The organism is Erythrobacter sanguineus, assembly GCF_900143235.1.
GTDB lineage: Bacteria > Pseudomonadota > Alphaproteobacteria > Sphingomonadales > Sphingomonadaceae > Erythrobacter > Erythrobacter sanguineus.
Genome location: NZ_FRDF01000001.1, coordinates 209,573 through 228,478, shown reverse-complemented (window position 1 = coordinate 228,478; position 18,906 = coordinate 209,573). Strand labels below are relative to the sequence as shown.

General features: G+C 64.9%; 22 protein-coding genes. 6 read left to right on the top strand and 16 right to left on the bottom strand.

The window, feature by feature from the left end:
- Nucleotide 1 precedes the first annotated feature (1 nt).
- From BUA05_RS01090 to BUA05_RS01070, 5 genes are all read right to left on the bottom strand, one after another.
- On the bottom strand, nt 2-1,414 hold the full coding sequence (locus tag BUA05_RS01090; RefSeq protein ID WP_086616478.1) for a methyltransferase family protein: 1,413 nt from the start codon (nt 1,412-1,414) through the stop codon (nt 2-4).
- Between the two features lie 71 nt (nt 1,415-1,485).
- Nucleotides 1,486-2,832 (bottom strand): PQQ-like beta-propeller repeat protein, encoded by a 1,347-nt coding sequence (locus BUA05_RS01085; protein WP_072672811.1) that lies wholly within the window; start codon nt 2,830-2,832, stop codon nt 1,486-1,488.
- Between the two features lie 24 nt (nt 2,833-2,856).
- A complete protein-coding gene (locus BUA05_RS01080) occupies nt 2,857-3,636 on the bottom strand; it encodes a tetratricopeptide repeat protein (protein WP_072672810.1) in 780 nt (259 codons plus the stop codon).
- A 183-nt stretch (nt 3,637-3,819) separates the two neighbouring features.
- Nucleotides 3,820-4,962, bottom strand: a complete 1,143-nt coding sequence (locus BUA05_RS01075; protein WP_072672809.1) for a glycosyltransferase family 4 protein — start codon at nt 4,960-4,962, stop codon at nt 3,820-3,822.
- Nucleotides 4,959-5,825 (bottom strand): alpha/beta fold hydrolase, encoded by an 867-nt coding sequence (locus BUA05_RS01070; protein ID WP_072672808.1) that lies wholly within the window; start codon nt 5,823-5,825, stop codon nt 4,959-4,961. The genes BUA05_RS01075 and BUA05_RS01070 overlap by 4 nt, the downstream gene beginning before the upstream one ends.
- 91 nt (nt 5,826-5,916) lie before the next feature.
- Between BUA05_RS01070 and BUA05_RS01065 the strand changes: the two genes are divergently transcribed.
- Entirely contained in the window at nt 5,917-7,338 is a 1,422-nt protein-coding gene (locus BUA05_RS01065) for a protein adenylyltransferase SelO (protein WP_072672807.1), read from the top strand.
- Nucleotides 7,339-7,450: 112 nt separating this feature from the next.
- Nucleotides 7,451-8,863, top strand: a complete 1,413-nt coding sequence (gene astD, locus BUA05_RS01060) for a succinylglutamate-semialdehyde dehydrogenase (protein WP_072672806.1) — start codon at nt 7,451-7,453, stop codon at nt 8,861-8,863.
- A gap of 9 nt (nt 8,864-8,872) precedes the next feature.
- Here astD and BUA05_RS01055 read toward each other — a convergent pair whose 3' ends face one another.
- Nucleotides 8,873-9,631: a hypothetical protein gene (locus BUA05_RS01055; RefSeq protein ID WP_072672805.1), complete on the bottom strand. Its 759-nt coding sequence runs from the start codon at nt 9,629-9,631 to the stop codon at nt 8,873-8,875.
- A 330-nt stretch (nt 9,632-9,961) separates the two neighbouring features.
- Between BUA05_RS01055 and rarD the strand changes: the two genes are divergently transcribed.
- Nucleotides 9,962-10,882: an EamA family transporter RarD gene (gene rarD, locus BUA05_RS01050; protein ID WP_072672804.1), complete on the top strand. Its 921-nt coding sequence runs from the start codon at nt 9,962-9,964 to the stop codon at nt 10,880-10,882.
- Here rarD and pyrC read toward each other — a convergent pair.
- A complete protein-coding gene (gene pyrC, locus BUA05_RS01045) occupies nt 10,879-11,916 on the bottom strand; it encodes a dihydroorotase (RefSeq protein WP_072672803.1) in 1,038 nt (345 codons plus the stop codon). The genes rarD and pyrC overlap by 4 nt on opposite strands.
- Nucleotides 11,917-11,954: 38 nt before the next feature.
- Here pyrC and ygfZ point away from each other — a divergent pair, with 38 nt between their 5' ends.
- Nucleotides 11,955-12,692 carry a CAF17-like 4Fe-4S cluster assembly/insertion protein YgfZ gene (ygfZ, locus tag BUA05_RS01040; protein WP_072672802.1) on the top strand — a complete coding sequence of 246 codons (738 nt, stop codon included), beginning with the start codon at nt 11,955-11,957 and terminating at the stop codon, nt 12,690-12,692.
- Here ygfZ and BUA05_RS01035 read toward each other — a convergent pair.
- The 4 genes from BUA05_RS01035 to rplU form a co-directional block, all read right to left on the bottom strand.
- Entirely contained in the window at nt 12,689-13,285 is a 597-nt protein-coding gene (locus tag BUA05_RS01035; protein WP_072672801.1) for a TetR/AcrR family transcriptional regulator, read from the bottom strand. The genes ygfZ and BUA05_RS01035 overlap by 4 nt on opposite strands.
- Nucleotides 13,286-13,340: 55 nt before the next feature.
- Complete coding sequence (locus BUA05_RS01030; RefSeq protein ID WP_072672800.1) at nt 13,341-13,880, bottom strand: GNAT family N-acetyltransferase; 540 nt, start codon at nt 13,878-13,880, stop codon at nt 13,341-13,343.
- A 213-nt stretch (nt 13,881-14,093) separates the two neighbouring features.
- On the bottom strand, nt 14,094-14,363 hold the full coding sequence (gene rpmA / locus BUA05_RS01025; protein ID WP_072672799.1) for a 50S ribosomal protein L27: 270 nt from the start codon (nt 14,361-14,363) through the stop codon (nt 14,094-14,096).
- Nucleotides 14,364-14,377: 14 nt separating this feature from the next.
- Nucleotides 14,378-14,755 (bottom strand): 50S ribosomal protein L21, encoded by a 378-nt coding sequence (gene rplU / locus BUA05_RS01020; RefSeq protein ID WP_072672798.1) that lies wholly within the window; start codon nt 14,753-14,755, stop codon nt 14,378-14,380.
- A gap of 272 nt (nt 14,756-15,027) precedes the next feature.
- Between rplU and BUA05_RS01015 the strand changes: the two genes are divergently transcribed.
- Nucleotides 15,028-15,501 (top strand): hypothetical protein, encoded by a 474-nt coding sequence (locus tag BUA05_RS01015; protein ID WP_084662393.1) that lies wholly within the window; start codon nt 15,028-15,030, stop codon nt 15,499-15,501.
- Nucleotides 15,502-15,524: 23 nt separating this feature from the next.
- Nucleotides 15,525-16,187 carry a Crp/Fnr family transcriptional regulator gene (locus BUA05_RS01010; RefSeq protein WP_245790032.1) on the top strand — a complete coding sequence of 221 codons (663 nt, stop codon included), beginning with the start codon at nt 15,525-15,527 and terminating at the stop codon, nt 16,185-16,187.
- A gap of 228 nt (nt 16,188-16,415) precedes the next feature.
- Here the strand turns inward: BUA05_RS01010 and BUA05_RS01005 are convergent, their stop codons facing one another.
- The 5 genes from BUA05_RS01005 to BUA05_RS00985 are packed head-to-tail and all read right to left on the bottom strand — an operon-like array spanning nt 16,416 to nt 18,905.
- The gene (locus tag BUA05_RS01005; protein WP_072672795.1) at nt 16,416-16,877 is read right to left on the bottom strand and encodes a molybdenum cofactor biosynthesis protein MoaE; all 462 of its coding nucleotides are present in this window, start codon (nt 16,875-16,877) and stop codon (nt 16,416-16,418) included.
- A complete protein-coding gene (locus BUA05_RS01000) occupies nt 16,877-17,128 on the bottom strand; it encodes a MoaD/ThiS family protein (RefSeq protein WP_072672794.1) in 252 nt (83 codons plus the stop codon). The genes BUA05_RS01005 and BUA05_RS01000 overlap by 1 nt, the downstream gene beginning before the upstream one ends.
- A 1-nt stretch (nt 17,129) precedes the next feature.
- Entirely contained in the window at nt 17,130-18,197 is a 1,068-nt protein-coding gene (gene moaA, locus BUA05_RS00995) for a GTP 3',8-cyclase MoaA (RefSeq protein WP_084662392.1), read from the bottom strand.
- Nucleotides 18,190-18,507, bottom strand: a complete 318-nt coding sequence (locus BUA05_RS00990; RefSeq protein ID WP_072672793.1) for a Rossmann fold domain-containing protein — start codon at nt 18,505-18,507, stop codon at nt 18,190-18,192. Before BUA05_RS00990 ends, moaA begins: the two co-directional genes overlap by 8 nt.
- Complete coding sequence (locus BUA05_RS00985) at nt 18,507-18,905, bottom strand: dihydroneopterin aldolase (RefSeq protein ID WP_072672792.1); 399 nt, start codon at nt 18,903-18,905, stop codon at nt 18,507-18,509. Before BUA05_RS00985 ends, BUA05_RS00990 begins: the two co-directional genes overlap by 1 nt.
- Between the last annotated feature and the right edge of the window lies 1 nt (nt 18,906).

The window sequence follows — 18,906 nt, the reverse complement described above, 5'->3', positions numbered from 1 at the left end:
CTTACTCTGCCGGGAAGGGGTGCGCGGTCGGCTGGGGGACGCTGCCCCGCCCGTTCAATCGCCGCGCCAGCCGGGTGAGCGGCGCGGTAATCAGCCCGTGCTCCGCCATCCACGCGTGATATTCGCGATATTTGGGGTCCTCTGCCAGCAGATGCGCTTCTTCGGTGCGCGCCCGCCAGTAGTAGATCCCGTTGACGACCAGCAGGAAAAACGTGTTGCGGATCGCATCCGCCATTGATCCGGAGATGACCAGGAACGGCAGCACCGATGCCCACCAGAACAGGTTCTTCGACAGGTAGGCAGGGTGCCGCGTGAAGCGGTACGGTCCATTGGTGAGAACGCCGCGATAGGTGAGGTTGGAAAAGCGGATGCCGAACACCACGGTCGCCCAGGCATAAATCCCGGCCAGCACCACCAGCACCCCGCCCCACAGCCACAGCAGTGCCTCCTGCCCGGCGAACCAGTGCGCCCAGCCGGGGGTGCCGACCTCGTAGCTCAGCACCTGATCATTCGGTCCGATGATGCCCCACACGAAGGGCGGATAGCACAGCAGCGCCGCCAGCCATCCGGCAAGCAAGGGGTTGCCAGATCGGATATGCGCATCCAGCGGGCGCAAGGTCAGCAGATAACCGACCGTGCCGATCTGCACGTCGATCACGAACAGCAGGGTCACCAGCAGCATGGCGAACTGCACCGGATTGCCCATGATCTGCGCCGGATCGGCTTCGACCACCTGCGCAAAGCCGGGCGGAAGGATCGAGATCATGAAGGCCCCGAAAAAGCCCTTGATGATCCACGCCCGCCAATGCTTCGCGATCTGCGCACTGTCCCATGTCTCGCGGCCGATCACTCCGCCGCCGAGCACGAAGGCCCCGAAATGCCAGGTGCCGTCGCGCGGGCTCACCAGATAGCGGTCAAGCCAGATGACATAGGGAACCGACAGCGCCACCAGTGGGACAATGGCAAAGCTCAGCACCTCCATCGCGAACAGGTAGGAGCCGTTCCAGTACCAGCGGCAAAGGCCGTAGCAGGCGGCAAGGATCGCCCAGGTCGCCCACAGGCCCGACAGCTTGATGACCGAGACCGGCAGGCTTTCGGCAAGCGGGCGTTTGCAGCCCCAGTCGAGGCCGGTCGAAGGGCGCAGGTGGACCTTGTCCGCCAGCACCGACCACAGCATCATCGGCAAGGCAGTGAACAGCATGGCGGCGAGCGCGGCATAAGGGCCGGACAACACCCCGCGCGCCGCCGACAGGCCGCCGCTCAGGCCCAGCGCGGCGGCGATTTCCGGATAGGAACGGCAAAAGGCAATCCACGCAAACAGCCCGGCCAGCCCGGCAAGCCCCACGCCCGCCGACACATCACTGGGCGGCAGGGCAGGTCTTGCGGCATGGCGGGATGAAGAAGGCGCGCTCATCACCTGCCCGCCCTATCGCAAAAGGGTTAACGCCCTGCTGAGCGCGGCATGCGAAGTGCGAACCGCACGCCTCAGCGCCAGGCGTGGATCCTGCCGCTGTCGTCAAGAATGTAGAGATAGTTATCGGCCACCACTGGCGGCAGGCTGACCGGCTGCTTGATATCATCGAAAAACTCAGCCGAACCATCACTGGCGCTGATCTTCCACACCTCGCCGCGCGAGCTGGCGACCCACAGATTGCCTCCCGCCAGCACCGGCCCGGTCCAGAAAATCGGGCCTTCCTTTTTCTTTTCCTTCCTGAAGCCCTGCAGCTGGGTGATCCAGCGCACCCGGCCCGATGACCGCGCAATCGCCAACAGGCGCGCATCGTCGGTCAGGGTGAAGATCCACTCACCCGCGATCGCCGGCATGGAGATGCCTGCAAGGTTCAATTCCCAGATGCGCTGGCCGGTGACCAGTTCATAGGCCGCCATGCGCCCGCCCTGCCCCAGTGCATAGACGCGGCCCGAATCGATGATCGGATCGGCATCAATGTCGGTGATCGAGCCCACGGTGGTCGAAATACTGGTGCGCGCCAGCGCGTCCGACCACAGGATGCGCCCGTTCTCGTATCGATAGGCGGAAAGCTCGCCGCTCGAATAGCCTGCAATGACCGTGCCTTGCCCGGCCGAAGGGGCGGCCACGCCGAACACGCCCGCTTGGGTGGTCGATCCGGATTCGTCCCATATCTGCGAACCATCCTGGATATTGAGCGACACGATCTGATTGTCCTGCGTCATCACGAACAGCTGGCCAAAGGCAATGGTGGGCGAACCCCGCAGCGGGCCAGCAGGCGTAACCTTCCAGATCACCTCGCCCGTGTCGGCGTTAACCGCCTTGACCTCGCCAATGCCGTTGGTGGCATAGATCCGTCCGTTTTCGTAACTGACCCCGCCACCGAAAGCCGAGGGTCGCTGATCCTTGGTCATGTCGCCATCGCCGCGGGTCCACAACCGCTCACCGGTTTTCTTGTCGAAGGCGTGAATGACCCCGTCGGTCCCCTCTGCGAACAGCTTGTTGCTGCCGATCACCGGCGCTGCGGCCAGCCGTTCACGGTTGGTCGAACCGGAAATCTGCGCGGTCCATGCCTTTGTCGGGTTATCGGCCAGCGCGAGGTGGCCATAGGACTTGCTGGCAGAGCCACCGACCTGCGCCCATTCGATGTTGGGGCGCGCCGGCGGCAGCACCACCGATATCGCCGCCAGCGCCGGATCGACCTCGGCCCCGCTCTCGATCCGCGAAAGGATCGGCGTGCGGTTGCCGATCGTCGGGGTGGTTTTTTCATCTTTCCCGCCGAACAGCCCGCCCTTGCAGCCGGTCAGGGCAACCGCCAGCATCCCTGCCAGCAGCGTGGTTCTTGCAATTCTGAAATGCGTCATAACCGTCCGTCCAAACCTGATACCTTAATTGGCAAGCGCAGCGCCGCCATTCCCCCCGGACGCGACCACCCCTTCGTCTTCCAGCAGTTTCTCGACATCGACAATCGCATCGACCCCCAGCAGCCCCGCCATCTGGCGGGCCCGCGAGCGCAAGGTTTCGGGCTGTTCCTCGTCCTTGGAAATATCAGCGAACAGGCGCCCGGCCTCGGCCTTGTTGCCGGCCTCCATCTGGGCCATCGCTACCAGTTCGCCAGCGCTGCCGAAAAAAGGATTGCCCGGCTTAGCAAGATCGCCAAGCCGCGCGATCACATCGGCCGGCTTCATGCTGTCATAACGCGCCGCGACATCGCGGATGCGCGCCAGATCGCGCAGCGCCGGAGGGGCATCGGCATCATCGGAGACCTGCTGGAAAAGCCCGGCGGCCTTGTCGATCTCGCCCGCTTCGAGCGCCGCACCAGCCTGTATCAGCCGCGCTGCGGTACGTGCCCCCGGCGATCCGTCATCTAGCAGCGGCGCAACCTTTTCACCCGCGGTTTTGAAATCGTTCTGGTCAGCATAATCGAGCGCGGAGATCAGCGTTTCGGACTGCCCTTCAAGCTCGCTCTCGCGGACATTATCCCACAACAGATAACCGCCCAGACCGGCGATCAGCACGATGATTGCGCCCAGCAGCTTGATCCCGTGATTGCGCAGGAATGCAAGCGCGTCATCCTGACGCACGGCCTCGTCGATCTCGCGGATCAGGATGTCATCCTCGGCTGGAACCGCCAGAGTCGGGGAAGAGGTGGTCGGAGTGCGCGCCATTCGGCCTTGTGTTCCTTGTCTCAAACATTGCCTTGCGATGTGGCAAGCATCTGCGCCGCGCTCTTTAAGCGGGCATGGCCGCTTCCGCAATGGCGGGTAAGCCCAAGCCGGGCAAGCGCGAACCTGCCAATCTGCAAAGCCATGTGCCTGTGCGGATTTGAACCTCAGATGAAGCAACAGACCTCAGAAGCCGTGTCCCAGCGCCTGACCATAGGCGGCGCGGTATTGTGCGACCATCTGCGCGGCATCGTAATGGGCCCGCGCCCGCTCGCGATTCGCCGCGCCGAGCCGGGCGCGCAAACCGGAATCCTGCGCCAGCTCGGCCAGCATCACCCCAAGCGCGCGCGGGTCATCCGGCACGGCGATGAAAGGCCGGTTGGGCTCTGCCACCATCTGCCGGATATCCCCGACGTCGGGCGCGGCCACGGGCAGGCCGGCCGCCATCGCCTCCACCACCGACAGCGGGAACTGTTCGGAAGCCGAGGACAAGGCGAAGATATCGAACAGGCCCGTAACCTGCACCGGATCGTCGATGGCGCCGGGCAGATGCACCCGGTGGCTGACCTCGCAGCTTTCCGCCGCAGCGCGGATCCGATCGCGTTCCGGCCCTTCGCCCAGAATGACGAGATGCCATTCCTCGGGCAGGCCCGCCATTGCCTCGACCAGCTGCGGCAATTGCTTGACCGGGCGCAGCCCCGCAAGCGTGCCGATCCAGCGTTCGCCCTTGCGTTTGACCACCCGCAGCGCGCCCGGCTTCGGTTTGGCCGCAAAGGCGGCGGTATCGATCCCGTTGGCGATCCGCAGCACCTTTTCGGGCGGCTGCGCCCATGGGCCGAGGGCGATTTTCTCCAGCCCCGTGCTCGGCACGATCACCCTGCCCGCACCTTTCAGCGCCGCCCGGCGATACAGATTGCGGCGGGTCTTCAACCCGCCCGCCTCGTCTTCGTTGAACCCGTCCTCGTGATGCACCAGCGGCGGCAGGCCAAAGCTTTTGGCAAACACCGTGTGCGCCATCACCACATCCATCGCGCCCCAGTTATAGGTGCAGATCAGGTCGTAGCCTTTGAGCGCCCCGGCCAGCGCCGCCAGCCGCCCCGGCGTGGGCCAGCCCTTGAGCGAGGGGAAATCCTGCGGGAAGGCGACCTTCACCTTGCGGCCGATCAACGCGCGCGCGCCCATTGATTCGGGCTCGGCAGAAATGATGGTGTGTTGAAGGGCGCCCGCAAAGGCGTTCATCAGGCGCACGCTGCGCACTTCCTTTCCGCCGGCAGAAAAGGTCGAATGGCAGTGGAGAACGCCCGGCGCGGCTCCGGCGCTGCCGTTCATGCAATGCCGCCCAGCAGATCATGGATCGCGGCCCGCACTTCCGGCTCGTCAAGCGTCGGGGCATGGCCGACCTGCGGCACGGTGATCGCCTTCATCGCCGGGTTCCTGACCGCCATCTGCCTGACCGTTTCGGCACTGAGCAGTTCAGACAGCCCACCGCGCACCAGCAGCATCGGCACATCGCGCAACGCCTCGAACGCGAGCCACAGGTTGGGCGGTGCGGCGTTGCCCGGCTTTGCAAAAGGCTCGGCAATGGCCATGTCATAATCGAACGTGATCCGCCCGTTCTGGCTCACCACCATGGTCCGCTTGGCCATTTCCAGCCACTGGTCGAGATCGTAATCGGGAAAGGCAGGCGAATGCACCGCCTCCAGCCCGCGCGCGGCATGAACCCATGTGGGATAGGATCGCCCCTGCCCGACATAGCCAGAAATCCGCTCCAGCCCCAACGGTTCGACCACCGGGCCGATATCATTCATCACTGCCGCCGCGATCCGTCCGGGCCGGGCCTGAGCCAGCAACATCGTCATCAGCCCGCCCATCGAGGTGCCGATCGCGATGAAGCGGGTGATGCCTTCATCGGCGAGCAGTTTTTCCACATCCGCGACATAGACCAGCGGCGAATAGGTGTCGGACACGGGCGCATAATCGCTCAGCCCCCGCCCGCGCATTTCGGGCACGATCACGCGGCGGCGCGCGCGCAGGTCTTCGGCCAGCCCTGCAAAATCGCGGGCATTGCGGGTCAGGCCATGCAGGCACAGCACCGGCAAAGCCTCCCCACCCTCGGGGCCGGGATAGTTGCGGTAATGCAGGTTCAATCCGTCGCTGCTGGTCCAGTAGCGATCTTCGTAATGTGCAGCCATGAACGGCGATATTCCCTCGGGTTATGTGGCGCCCAGCAAGCTCCGGCGAAGGCGGCTTGCGTAGCGGCGCGCTTGTCCCCACTATCGCGGGATGAGCGATGCTGTGCAACACCCGGATTTATCCGGCACCTATCGCGGCGATCCCGCGATCCTTGATCTTGCCGACTGGCTCGGCAGCGCGGTCGAGCCAGCCGCCTTTCCCCAAACCCGGATTCGCTTCCGCAATGATCGCGCGGCGGCCAGCGTGGGGCTGGACGGGCTGGGCGATGAGGCATGGGCGGCACATTTCGGACGGTTCGCGCCCCTGCCCGGCAACCTGCCGCAGCCGCTTGCGCTGAAATATCACGGCCACCAGTTCCGGGTCTATAATCCCGAGATCGGTGACGGGCGCGGGTTCCTGTTTGCGCAGCTGCGCGATGCGCGGGGGCGTTTGCTCGATCTCGGCACCAAAGGTTCGGGCGAGACCCCCTATAGCCGGGCCGGTGACGGGCGATTGACGCTGAAGGGCGCGGTGCGCGAAATCCTCGCCACCGAAATGCTGGAGGCGCTGGGGGTCAACACCTCGAAAACCTTCAGCGTGATTGAAACCGGCGAGAAGCTGTGGCGCAATGACGAGCCTTCGCCAACGCGCTCTGCCGTGCTGGTGCGCCTGTCGCATTCGCACATCCGCATCGGCACCTTCCAGCGGCTGCTGGCGCTGGAAGATGCCGACGAGATGGCGCAGCTGGTCGATTATTGCCTTGCCCGCTTCCCCGGCCTGCCCCCGCCTGCCGATGCGCCCGCGCGCGATGAACCCGCTGTCCGCCTGATGCATCAGGTGGTCGAGCGCATGGCCGATCTTGCCGCCAGCTACATGGTCGCAGGCTTCGTCCACGGGGTGCTCAACACCGATAACATGAACGTGACGGGCGAAAGTTTCGATTACGGCCCGTGGCGCTGGCTACCGGAATGGGACCCCGGCTTTACCGCAGCCTATTTCGACCATGCCGGGCTTTATGCCTTTGGCCGCCAGCCCGAGGCGCTGCACTGGAATTGCGGGCAGTTTGCGGTCGCGCTGCGGCTGCTGGCCGACAGCGCCCCGCTGATCGCCGCGCTGGAACGCTTCGGGCCGCTCTACATGCAGGCGGTCGCGCGGCGATGGTGCTGGCGGCTGGGTGTGGAACCACGGGGGGATGAAGAAGACACCCGCCTTGTCAGCCTGTGCGAAGCATTGATGCGCGAAGGCAGCATGCAGCCCGATGCCTTCTTCTTCCGCCACCGCGGCGGTCGCGGCGCGGCGGAGGGCGCACTGGGCGAGGCGCTGGCGGATTACCCGCCCCTGCCCTCCACCCATGAATACTGGTCGGACGCCGCGCCCCAATCGATGCTGACAAACGAGGTCGAAGCGATCTGGGCAGCAATCGACGAACGCGATGACTGGGCACCGCTCCACGCCAAGGTCGCCGCCCTGCGCCGCATGGGCGAGGCGCACGGATCAGCGCCCGTCCCCGCCGGCCATGCTACACCCGCTTAGCGGCCTGCCCGTGGCTTGTCCCCAAGCCGGTCTTCATCCTATCTTTTCTGCTTGAGGCGCATTACGTCTTGGCCATTGTTCCGGGTGGCACTGACAGGGGAATACAGGCGCGGTGACGGACAAGACCCTCGTTTCCTACGAACCGGCAAGCGGCGAGGAGCTGTGGCGCGGTCTGCATGGCGATGTGGATGCCGCGGTCAGCGTCGCCCGGCGTGGTTGGCCGGCCTGGGCAGCGCGCTCGATCGGGGACCGGATCGCGGTTCTGCGCGCCTTTTCCAACGAAGTCCGCCGCGAAAGCGAGCCGCTGGCCGAACTGATCGCGCGCGAGGCGGGAAAGCCCCTGTGGGAAGCTCGCAGCGAAGTTGATGCGGTGGTGAACAAGGTCGATATATCGGTGCAGGCCTATGCCGAGCGCACCGGCAAGAAGAAATTCGATTCCGGGATCAACGGCAGCGCCGCAGTGCGGCACAAGCCGCACGGGGTGATGGTGGTGCTGGGCCCCTATAACTTCCCCGCGCATCTGCCGGGCGGCCACATCATCCCGGCGCTGATTGCGGGCAATGCGGTGCTGTTCAAACCATCGGAAAAGACCCCGGCGGTGGGCGAGGCGCTGGTCGCCTGCTTCCACCGCGCCGGGGTGCCGGAGGATGTCGTGCAACTGGTGATCGGCGGGCCGGATGAAGGCAAGGCGCTGGTCGCGCACCCCGGCGTTGACGGCGTGCTGTTCACCGGATCGGCCAATGCGGGGATCGCGATCAACCGCAAGCTCGCCGCCAATCCCGGCAAGATCGTGGCGCTGGAGATGGGCGGCAACAATCCCATCGTGGTGATCGACACCCCGAAGCTGGCCGATGCCGCAACGCTGATCGTGCAGAGCGCCTTTACCACTGCCGGCCAGCGCTGCACCGCCGCCCGGCGGCTGATCGTGAAGGACAGCGTTTTCGATGATCTGATGGCCGAGCTGCTGCCGCTCACCCGCAAACTGATGGTCGGCGATCCGCTGGGTGAACCACAACCCTTCATGGGCCCGGTGATCGATAATGACACCGCCGACCGCTTGTCGGAAAGCTTCCTTGCGCTGATGACGGGCGGAGGCCGCGCACTGCTGCACATGCGTCGCACCGTACCCGACCTGCCATTCCTCACCCCCGGCATCATCGACGTGACCGACATTCCCGACCGGCCCGATATCGAACTGTTCGGACCCGTGCTGCAAGTCATCCGGGTGCCCGATCTTGATGCCGGCATCACCGAGGCGAACAACACCCGCTTCGGCCTGTCAGCATCATTGATCGGCGGCACGCCCGATGATTACGGGCGGTTCTGGGCCAATATCCGCGCCGGGATTATCAACTGGAACGGCCCCACCAATGGCGCTTCGTCCAAGGCGCCGTTCGGCGGGATCGGGCTGTCGGGCAATCACCGCCCGGCGGCCTATTATGCCGCAGATTACTGCGCCTATCCGGTCGCCAGCACTGAAATGGATCAGCCGCGCGCCACCATCGGCGTGGGTCTCAAACCCTGAAATATCAGCTCAGCGCGCGCGATAGAGCAGATCAACAGCGGTGTGGCCCGTAGCAGCCCGGCGCACGGCAACCACCAGCGCTGCACCATCCTTGCCGCGTGCCGCAATGCCGCTGCCCGGCCCGGCGTGGTGCGTCGGCTGAAGCCCGGCCCGGGCTGCACGGGTAAAGTGATATTCCAGCACATCCTCGGGCGCTGCGGGGGTATGGTAGCGGATGATCCGCAGCTTGCACGGCGCGGTATCCGCTCCGCCCGCCTGCACCACCATGCCGCGCGGCATGATCGCGGCGACCTGCGGCAGGTCGGCCGCCCAGACAAAGCCTTGTTCAAGCGCAGCGGCGCAGGATTCGGGCGCTTCGAGCGCGCCGAGCAGATCGCCCGCTGTCGCTGCGGCGTTCGGGATCGGCCCTGTGCTGGCGACAGGCGCAGGCAATGGCAGAATGTCTCCGTCCGCAAGCAGTTCAAGCCGCCCCGCCTCACGTGCCCCCCTCGCCGCCTCGGCCGTGGCGGGGAACAGCGGCAAGGCAGTCTCGTCAGCAAAGCCTAGCAGCGCATTGGCCGCGTTGCGGGCGGATAGATCGGGATCGCTCATCAAAGGATCGTGGAGCGCGCGGGCCACCACCGGATCGCTCGCCAGCGGATCAGCCTCTCCCCTGCCGTCGCCCCCGCCGTCGCCCCCGCCGTCGCCCCCGCCGTCGGGCGTGCCCGAGCAGGATGCCAGCAAGACGAAAAGGGCAAGGAAGCAGACATTGCGCATGGGCAAACCCATGCCACACGATGGTTAAGATTGGCTGTCCCGGCCACTTAATATCGGCCACATTATGCCGACCACATATCAAAAGCGCCTCCGGGCCGGAATGGCTCCGAAGGCGCTTCCCGCGAACCGGATGGCCCGCGCCGGCGACCGCCTGGTGGGAACGGCCGCAAGCTGTCGAGCCGCGCGCCTCAGGCTGGGGGGCGCTTGGCTCCGTTGATCTTTGTTCATGTATAGCCACCCCAAACTGAACGAATTGGCGTTCCGGATGAAAGCTGGCGTTCATCAAGCGCAGCGGTTTGCCTGCTTGCGCGCCGGAGCGGCGGAGCCTACCGGCACCCCACCATGTCCGCCTCCGCTCCTCCTGCCGAAGTCGGCCAGCACGCCCCGTCGGGCCTTGCCCCAGCGATCGGCGCCTATCTGATCTGGGGTTTCCTGCCGCTCTACCTGCTGCTGGTCACATCGGTCCCGCCGTTCGAATTCGTCGGCTGGCGGATCATCTGGACCCTGCCGCTGTGCCTGTTGATCGTGGCGTTCCGCCGCCAGTTTCCCGAACTTCTAGTCGCACTCAAGAGCCCGCGCGCGCTGCTGGCGCTGGTGGCGAGCGCGGCGCTGATCGCGATCAACTGGTTCATCTATGTCTGGGCGATCATGGAAGGACAGGTCTATGCCGCCAGCATCGGTTACTATCTCAACCCGCTGATCAACGTACTGCTGGGCACACTGTTTCTGGGTGAGAAATTGTCGCGGCGGCAATGGCTGGCGGTCGGCGTGGCTGGTCTCGCCGTGGCGCTGCTAGCGGCAGGGGCGATCACAAGCCTGTGGATCAGCCTCAGTCTTGCTTTCAGCTTTGCTTTCTATGGCCTTGTGCGCAAACAGGTTTCGGTTGGATCATTACCCGGCCTGACGATCGAGAGCGCGATTCTTCTGCTTCCCGCCAGTGCGATTGCGGCATGGTACGCGGGTGGGCCCGGGGGTTCGTCCTTTGGGCAGGACTGGTTCCTCAGCCTCGCGATTGTCTTTTCAGGCGTGGTGACTGCCGTGCCGCTGCTGCTGTTCGCGCTCGCCGCACGGCGGATGGATTATTCGGCGCTGGGCTTCATCCAGTATCTTGCACCGACGATTGTCTTCATACTCGGCCTCACAGTCTTTCGCCAACCGCTTGAACCAGCGAAACTTATGAGCTTTGTGCTGATATGGATCGCGGTCGCCATCTTCGTCTATGACCTGCTGGCAAAGCGGCGCAGCGCACAGCGCGCCAGCTAGCCGACGAAGCGCCAGCCGAGTGTGGTGCCTGCGTGGAAGGGCACGATCTCCTCGCCTGTCACTTGCAGCATCGGCGGCACGGCCAGCGCGGCGCGTTCCAGCGTCACGCTCTCCTGATTGACCGGCAGCTTGTAGAAGGCCGGACCGTGGAGCGAGGCAAAGCCTTCGAACTGCGCAAGCGCGGCTTCTTCGTCGAACACAGTGATATAGCTTTCCAGCGCATAGGGCGCGCCGAAGATGCCGGCGCAGCCACAGGCGCTTTCCTTGTCGCGGCGCAAGTGCGGGGCGCTGTCGGTGCCAAGGAAGAACTTGGGGCTGCCTGACGTTGCCGCCTTCCTCAAGGCCAGCCGGTGGGTTTCGCGCTTGGCGACGGGCAGGCAGTAATTGTGCGGCTGAATTCCGCCCACCAGCATCGCATTGCGGTTGATGTGGAGATGTTGCGGCGTGATCGTGGCGGCGACCTGCGGGCCGGATTCCAGCACGAAGTCGACCGCGTCGGAGGTGGTGATATGTTCAAACACCACGCGCAGCCCGGGGAAAGCCGCAACAATGCCGCGCAAGTGCCTGTCGATGAATTCCTTTTCGCGGTCGAACACGTCGACATGATGATCGGTCACTTCGCCGTGGATGCACAGCACGATATCCTCGGCCTCCATCCGCGCGAGCACCGGATAGAGTTTCTCGACATTGGTCACGCCAGCGGCCGAATTGGTGGTGGCGTTGGCCGGGTACATTTTGGCTGCGGTGAACACGCCTTGCGCTGCCCCGCGCGCCAGATCGTCGGCATCGGTGTTGTCGGTAAGGTAGCAGGTCATCAGCGGGGTGAAGCTGACGCCTTGCGGCACCGCGGCCATGATGCGTTCCCGATAGGCCGCGCCGAGCGCCGTGGTCGTCACCGGCGGGGTAAGATTGGGCATCACGATCGCGCGGGCAAACTGGCGCGCAGTGTAGGGCACCACTTCGCGCATGATCGCGTCATCGCGGAAATGCAGGTGCCAGTCATCGGGGCGGCGGATCGTGAGGCTGTCAGTCATGGCTTCCCCTTAGCGATATGCCATCCTATCTGTCACGCATGACTGCAACCAAGCTGACGACCCGAGCCATCATTCGCTTGTCCGCACTGGACGAGAACGAGGATATCGCCGCCTTCCTGCAAGGCCTTGTCACCAATGACGTGAAGGGGCCGCTGCCCTGCTATGCCGCGCTGCTGAGCGCGCAAGGCAAGCATCTGTTCGATTTTCTGGTGTGGGGTGGCGGCGCGGATACCCTCATCGATTGCGAGGCGGCGCTGGCAGATGATCTGGTCAGGCGGCTCACGCTTTACCGGCTGCGGCGCAAGATCGACATCGTGTGCGACGAATCGCTCAGCGTTCACTGGAGGCCGGAAGCGCAGGAGGGCGCCGTCCCTGATCCCCGCCTGCCTGACCTGGGCTGGCGCTGGCTGGCGCCATCAGGCAGCGGCGAAAGCGCAGATGAGGCATGGCGCGCACACCGCCTGTCGCTGGGCGTGCCCGAAGGGCGCGCGGAACTCGGCGATATCCTGTGGCTGGAAACCAACGCGGTCGAACTGAATGGCGTCAGCTTCACCAAGGGTTGCTATGTCGGGCAGGAAAACACCGCGCGGATGAACTGGCGGCAGAAGGTCAACCGCCGGCTGGTGGTGGTGCCGCTGGCCGAATCGGACGAGGCGCGGCGCGTGATCGCCTATCCCGACCTCGGCGTGGCAGTCGATCACCTGCGGGTGGACAAACTCGATCCTGAACGCCTGCCCGATTGGCAGCGCGCCGGGGTTACCGCCACCGAAGCCTAGCCGGTCTGATAATCGGCGAGGCTGGCTTCGAGCATCGCGGCTGCCCGTTCGCGCGCGGCATCACGCGGCAGGCCGAGCGATTTGGCCAGCGCCCCGCCGATCAGCGCATCGCCCAGCGCCATCAGCACGAGGCTCAGGGTTTCGCGATGGATCCGACGTTCGCCCGGATCGTGCGAGGCTTCCTCAGGCGCGATTTCATCGACCAGATCGTGAATCGTCGAGATGATCGGATCGAGCGCGTCCTCATTGCCGGTCAGCAGCATCCAGCTGGTGAGCGCGCCCGCGCCTTCACGGTCAAAAGCATCGAAAGCGAGATCCACCACCTCGCGCGGGGCGCCAAGACCGGCACGGCTGGCGCGCACGGCATCGATGATCGTCTCGCACACCGAGCGCGCAAGATGTTCGGCAAGTGCTTTCTGCAATCCTGACGCCGAACCGAAATGGTGCAGCAGGTTGGCATGGGTGCGCCCGATGCGGGTCGCCACCGCCTTCAGTGTCACCGATTGCGGCCCCGTCTCGATCAGCAGCCCGCGCGCCGCGGCGAGCGCGCTGCTGCGGGATTCTTCGGGCGTTAACCTTTTACGACTGGCCATGACCCATGCGACTAGAGGCTTTTGCCCCGATCGACAAGCCGCGCGGCCGGACGGATCAGGCGGCACGCTCCATCGGTCGCGGACCGGCGTTGGCATCGCAATCCAGCACATATTCGACCGAATCGACCACCCCGCCACGCGCGCAGCTATGACGCTTCACGATTCGCCCCGTCGGCTCAAACCCTAACTTTCTCAGAACCTTGCCCGAGGCGGGATTGTCGATGAAATGCCCCGCCATAAGCCGCTGGTGGCCAAGCGTGCGCGCGATCCGCAGCACCGCACCGGCCGCCTCGGTCGCATAGCCGTGCCCCCAGAACCTGCGCGCAATCCAGTAGCCAAGTTCGGGCTGCCCATCATTCTCGCCAAGTCCGGCGCTGCCGATCACGCCGGTGCCGGGCAGCGTGACAAGGAAATGCGGCAGGCCCATATCCTGCGGCAGCGCGGCAAATTCGCGTGCCTCTCGCTCGCCATAAGGCCAGGGCGCACGCGCCAGATTGCGCACCACGCCCAGGTCGCTGCCGATGCAGGCCAGCACCGCTTCCCAGTCTTCCGGAAAAGCGGGCCTCAGGAACAGTCTTTCACTGCGATGGAACACGAGTTCTCCCTTCCTCGCCCCACGCCGCTCCTATGGCAGACGCATGACAATTTTAAGGCCGCGAAACTTTGTGATTCCGCAGATCTGATGAGGGAGAACGCAAGAAGGGAGACGGACCCCTCGGTTCGAGGATGGTCCCATCTCCCTCTGCGTGATCGGTCTTTCACCGACCGGGACCATCCTTGCGGACGATCCCTTTATAGAATCGTCCGCTTATTCGGCGGCTTCGGCCATCGCGTCTACCGACACGTATTTGCGGCCCTGCTTCCCACCGTGGAATCGCACCACGCCCGCATCGAGCGCATACAGGGTGTGATCCTTGCCGATGCCGACATTCACGCCCGGATAGACGCGGGTGCCGCGCTGACGGATGATAATGTTGCCGCCGATCACTTCCTGACCGCCGAACTTCTTCACGCCAAGGCGACGACCGGCCGAATCACGACCGTTACGCGACGAACCGCCTGCTTTTTTATGTGCCATGGTTCGCTAGCTCCTTATTCGGCCGATGCCGCGGCTTCGGCCGGGGCTTCGCTCTTGGTCTTCTTGGCGGCGGCCTTCTTGGCAGCCGGCTTGGCTTCGCCCACGGCGGTGATCCGCAGCAAGGTCATCTGCTGGCGGTGGCCGTTCTTGCGGCGATAATTGTGACGGCGACGCTTCTTGAAGACGATCACCTTCTCGCTCTTGGCCTGGGCGATGATTTCCGCCGAGACGGTCACCTTTCCGGCATCGGCAAGGCTTTCACCTTCACCGGCCAGCAGGACATCGCCCAGCGTAATCGTGTCGCCGGCTTCGCCTGCGAGCTTTTCAACGGCAATCTTGTCTCCGGCGGCAACCCGATATTGCTTGCCGCCCGTGCGCACTACAGCGAACATGGCTTTATACTCTCAATCTTGTGCAGTGTCCGGATGGGCGTGGCATGCCAAGCCTACCGAACGGCAGTGCGAGGCGAGCGACAATGCTGCCCCGGAAAGATGCGTGCCGTTAGGGGAAAGGCGCGGTCAAGTCAACGGTTCCGCGCGGCAAAAAAGACCACGGGTCCATGTGACGGATGGCTTTGCCAACCGGAGGGGACATGGTAACGGGTCTTGGGGTCTTTATGCGTGTGCGACGGCAAATCCATGTCCTTTTTCCGCTGACGGCGGCTTTGTGCGCCTGTGCTGGCGATGATGGCCGCTATCCGTCGCTGGCGATGCGATCATTCGAGACGGAAACCCCTCGGCCCGCGCCCCCTCCTGCGCCTGCGCCTGATATCCCGGGCGAGGAGCCGACACAGCCCCTTGCCGATGCCGCGATGCTATCTGCGCTGGTGGCGCGTGCGGCCACCGCCAATACAAGCTTCACCGGTCAGGAACCTGCCGCCGGACGGCTTGCGCGCGCTGCTGCCGGCCAGCCGATCGAAAGCGAACCCCGTGCCGCGGCGCTGGTGGCGATGGCCGATCTTGCCGCCCAGCGCGGTGCAACCTCGGCGGTTCTGGCCGATCTCGACCAGCTCGCGGTCGAGGCATCAATCAGCTTCGCTCCGGGCGAGGGAATCGACGCTGCGCGCGCCGAGGTGCTGGCGCTGATCGCCCGGCAGGATGCGACTATCGCGCGTTTGTGGGAGACGATGGGACAATGAATCTGGCCTGCAGCACCTGCCCAGTGAACGAAACCGCGGCCTGCGCCGTGCTCACAACCGATGAACGCGACGCCATGGCCGCCGCCGGGCGCACGCGGGTGCTCAAGCGCGGCGAGATGCTGTTCGCGGCCGGAGATGAAGACGCCGCCTGCGCGACGCTGCTGACCGGTGCGCTCAAGGTTTCGGCAGTCGATGCCGACGGCAACGAACAGATCCTCGCGCTGGTCCACCCCGCGGGCTTCATCGGTGAATTGTTCGCGCCTTTCGCGCATCACGATGTCGTGGCGCTGACCGAAAGCCGGCTTTGCACCTTCGCCAGGCGTGATATCGAACGCGCGATCGAGGATTATCCCGCGCTCGCCCGCGCTTTGCTGCGCCGCAGCCAGGCCGATCTGCTGGCAACGCGCACGCTGCTCGAACTCACCGGCCATGCCAGCGCCGAGGCGCGGCTGGCAGCGCTGCTGCACGATTTCGCCGCCGCCGCCAGTGACAGTTCGTGCCACCTCGCCCAGCGGTTCGATCTGCCGCTGACCCGCGGCGAGATTGCCAACATGCTCGGCCTCACGATCGAGACCGTCAGCCGCAAGCTGGGCGAATTGGAAGACACCGGCGCGATCCAGCGCGAAGGCAAGCGCGGGATCATCATCCGCAATGCCGAATTGCTGCAGGACATTTCGGGGCGGTAGAGCCTCGCGGCGGCGCCCCGCAGGAGAGGGTGCCTCCGTCCCAAGGGGAGCGTGAAGGCGCGCTGCGGTGTCAGGCGATAGCAGCGCAGCAGCAGGCTTATCGACAATCCGCGCGTCACCGCTGGCAATCAGGTCGTGCAGGATACCTCATATCGAAAATCCCCGCCTGCTCGATCTTGTGCCGGATCGGGGATTATCTCTGGCAGCGTGCCTGTGCCTTGATGCCGATCACATCGCCTCCCAACGCGCAAGATCGTGGTGATCCTGCCCGCGTGGCTCGATCCAGTGCCACGCGCTCCCCTCGGGGCCGGCGCGCTTTTCGCGCTTCCAGAACCACGCGGCGCTTTTCAGGTGATCCATGCAGAAATCGACCGCATCGATCGCGTCGCGGCGGTGGCGTGCGGCGGCCGAGACGCAGACGATCGGTTCGCCCGGCACCATCAGGCCGACACGGTGCACCATCAGCAAGCCCATCAGATCGAAACGGCCAAACACGCGGTCGGCCAGATCATGCATGCCCGGCAAGGTCAGGGGTTCGTAATGGGTCAGTTCAAGCGCTTCGACGCCACTATCCGACCGCACCTCGCCCACGAAAGTGCACACGCCCCCCAGCCCCGGATTGGCCTGCGTGAACGGGTCGATCAGCGCGCTGGGGGTGAACATCGCGTCAAGCAGGCGGATATCGCGCATCAGCCACCTGAAACGGGCGGCAGCAGCGCGATTTCATCGCCGTCGCCTGCCTGCAATGCGATCTTGTCGGCAACCAGCGCGCCGTTGACCGCCACCCGGATGCGCGGGTCTTCGGCCTCGGCGGCAAGGGCTTCAGGCAGCGCAGCCTTCAGCCCCGCCCAGTCGAGCGGGCCGGAGCCGGTCAATTCGACCCAAAGCGTCGGCGCACCGCCGAGATCGGCCAGCTTGCCGAGCAGGACGACGGTGATCACCTTATCCCCCCGTCATCGACATATGCCGCGTGACCGCCGGATCGGCGCCGCGCGCATCCATGCGGAAATGGTGCTTTTCAGGCTTGATCCGCAGCGCCTCGTTCAGCGCAGTTTCGAGGTTTGCCTCGGGATTGTCGGAACGCAGCGCTGCGCGCAGATCGACCCGCTCTCCCCCGCCAAGGCAGGGGTAGAGCTGGCCAGTCGCGGTCACCCGCAAACGGTTGCAGCCGGCGCAGAAATTATTGGTGTGCGGGGTGATCAGACCCAGCCTGCCGCCGGTCTCCACCACCTCGACATAGCGCGCCGGGCCGCCGGTCGAAAAGGCAATGTCCTTGAGCGTCCAGCGGCTTTCCAGAGATTGCCTGACATCATTGAGCGGGAGATACTGGTCGAGCCGTTCCTCCTCGACATCGCCCAGCGGCATGACCTCGATCAGGGTGACATCGTGGCCTTGCCCATGCGCCCAGCCGATCAGATCGGGCAGTTCGCCTTCGTTGACGCCCTTCAGCGCAACCGCGTTCAGTTTCACCTTCAATCCCGCCGCCTTGGCCGCGGCGATCCCTTCAAGTACCTGCGGCAGCGCATCGCGCCGGGTCAGTTCGGCAAATTTCGCAGCGTCGAGCGTGTCGAGCGAGACATTGACCCGCTTCACGCCTGCTTTCGCCAGCGCCTCGGCATGGGTCGCCAGTTGTGTGCCGTTGGTCGTGAGCGTCAGTTCATCAAGATCGTGGCCAATGCGGCGGCCCAGCGCGGTGAACAGGTCGATAATGTCGCGCCGCACCAGCGGCTCGCCCCCGGTGATGCGGATCTTGGTCACCCCGCGCGCGATGAAGCCGGTCGCGAGTTCGTATAATTCCTCCAGCGTCAGGACTTCCTTCTTGGGCAGGAAGGTCATGCGCTCGGGCATGCAATAGGAGCAGCGCAGGTCACAGCGGTCGGTCACCGACAGGCGCAGATAGGTGATCCTGCGCTGGAACGCGTCCACCAGCGGCGGAAGGGCCTCGTCCGGCCCGCGCAGCAGGATCAGGTCGGGCTGTCGGGGAGCGATGGTCGGCACGTTGTCAGTCATGGCACGGGCAATACTGCCCTGTCACCCCCGGCGCATCTGACAAAAAGCGTAAAGTTTCATCGCGCGCGGCCCCGGGCGGGCCAGCGACGATATTGACCCGCTTGGGCGCTGCCTCGCGCGCAAGGTCGCGGGCCAGCGTGCGGCGCCAGTCATCGTGATCATGCGCGGCGGATGGCAGGATGATCGCCAGCGCGCTCACCTCGGACTGGTCAAGCAGGGCGCGGGCGGCTTCGAGATGGAAGGCCATGAAGGCGGTGGCCGCGTCGAGCGGGCTGTCGGGCAGATGCGCCGCTTCAAGCCGCCGCTGCATCAGTCCGCCCCGTGATTGGCCGGACGTTCGCGGTGGAGAGTAATGCCGATCTGCTCATCCGCCTCGGCAATCGCGAGCTTGACTATCTTGACCGTCACCGCCTGAACCCTGGCATCCTGCACGAACAGGGTTTCGCAGATGTGATCGGCCACCGCCTCGATCAGCTTGAAATGCACGCCCGCGGGCAGCCCCCCGCTGGCAGCGAATTTGAGGTCCATGTAGTTCTTGGACGCATCTAGCGGCGTGTCGGGATCATAGCGATCCGCGACTTCGTAACGCGCAGCGATCGAGATGCGCAGCGGCTGCGGCTTGCCCGTCTCCTCGGAATAGATGCCAGTGAGGACATCGACGACGAGATCATTGACTTCGAGGGTGAGCGAATCGGTGCGGGAGGTCATG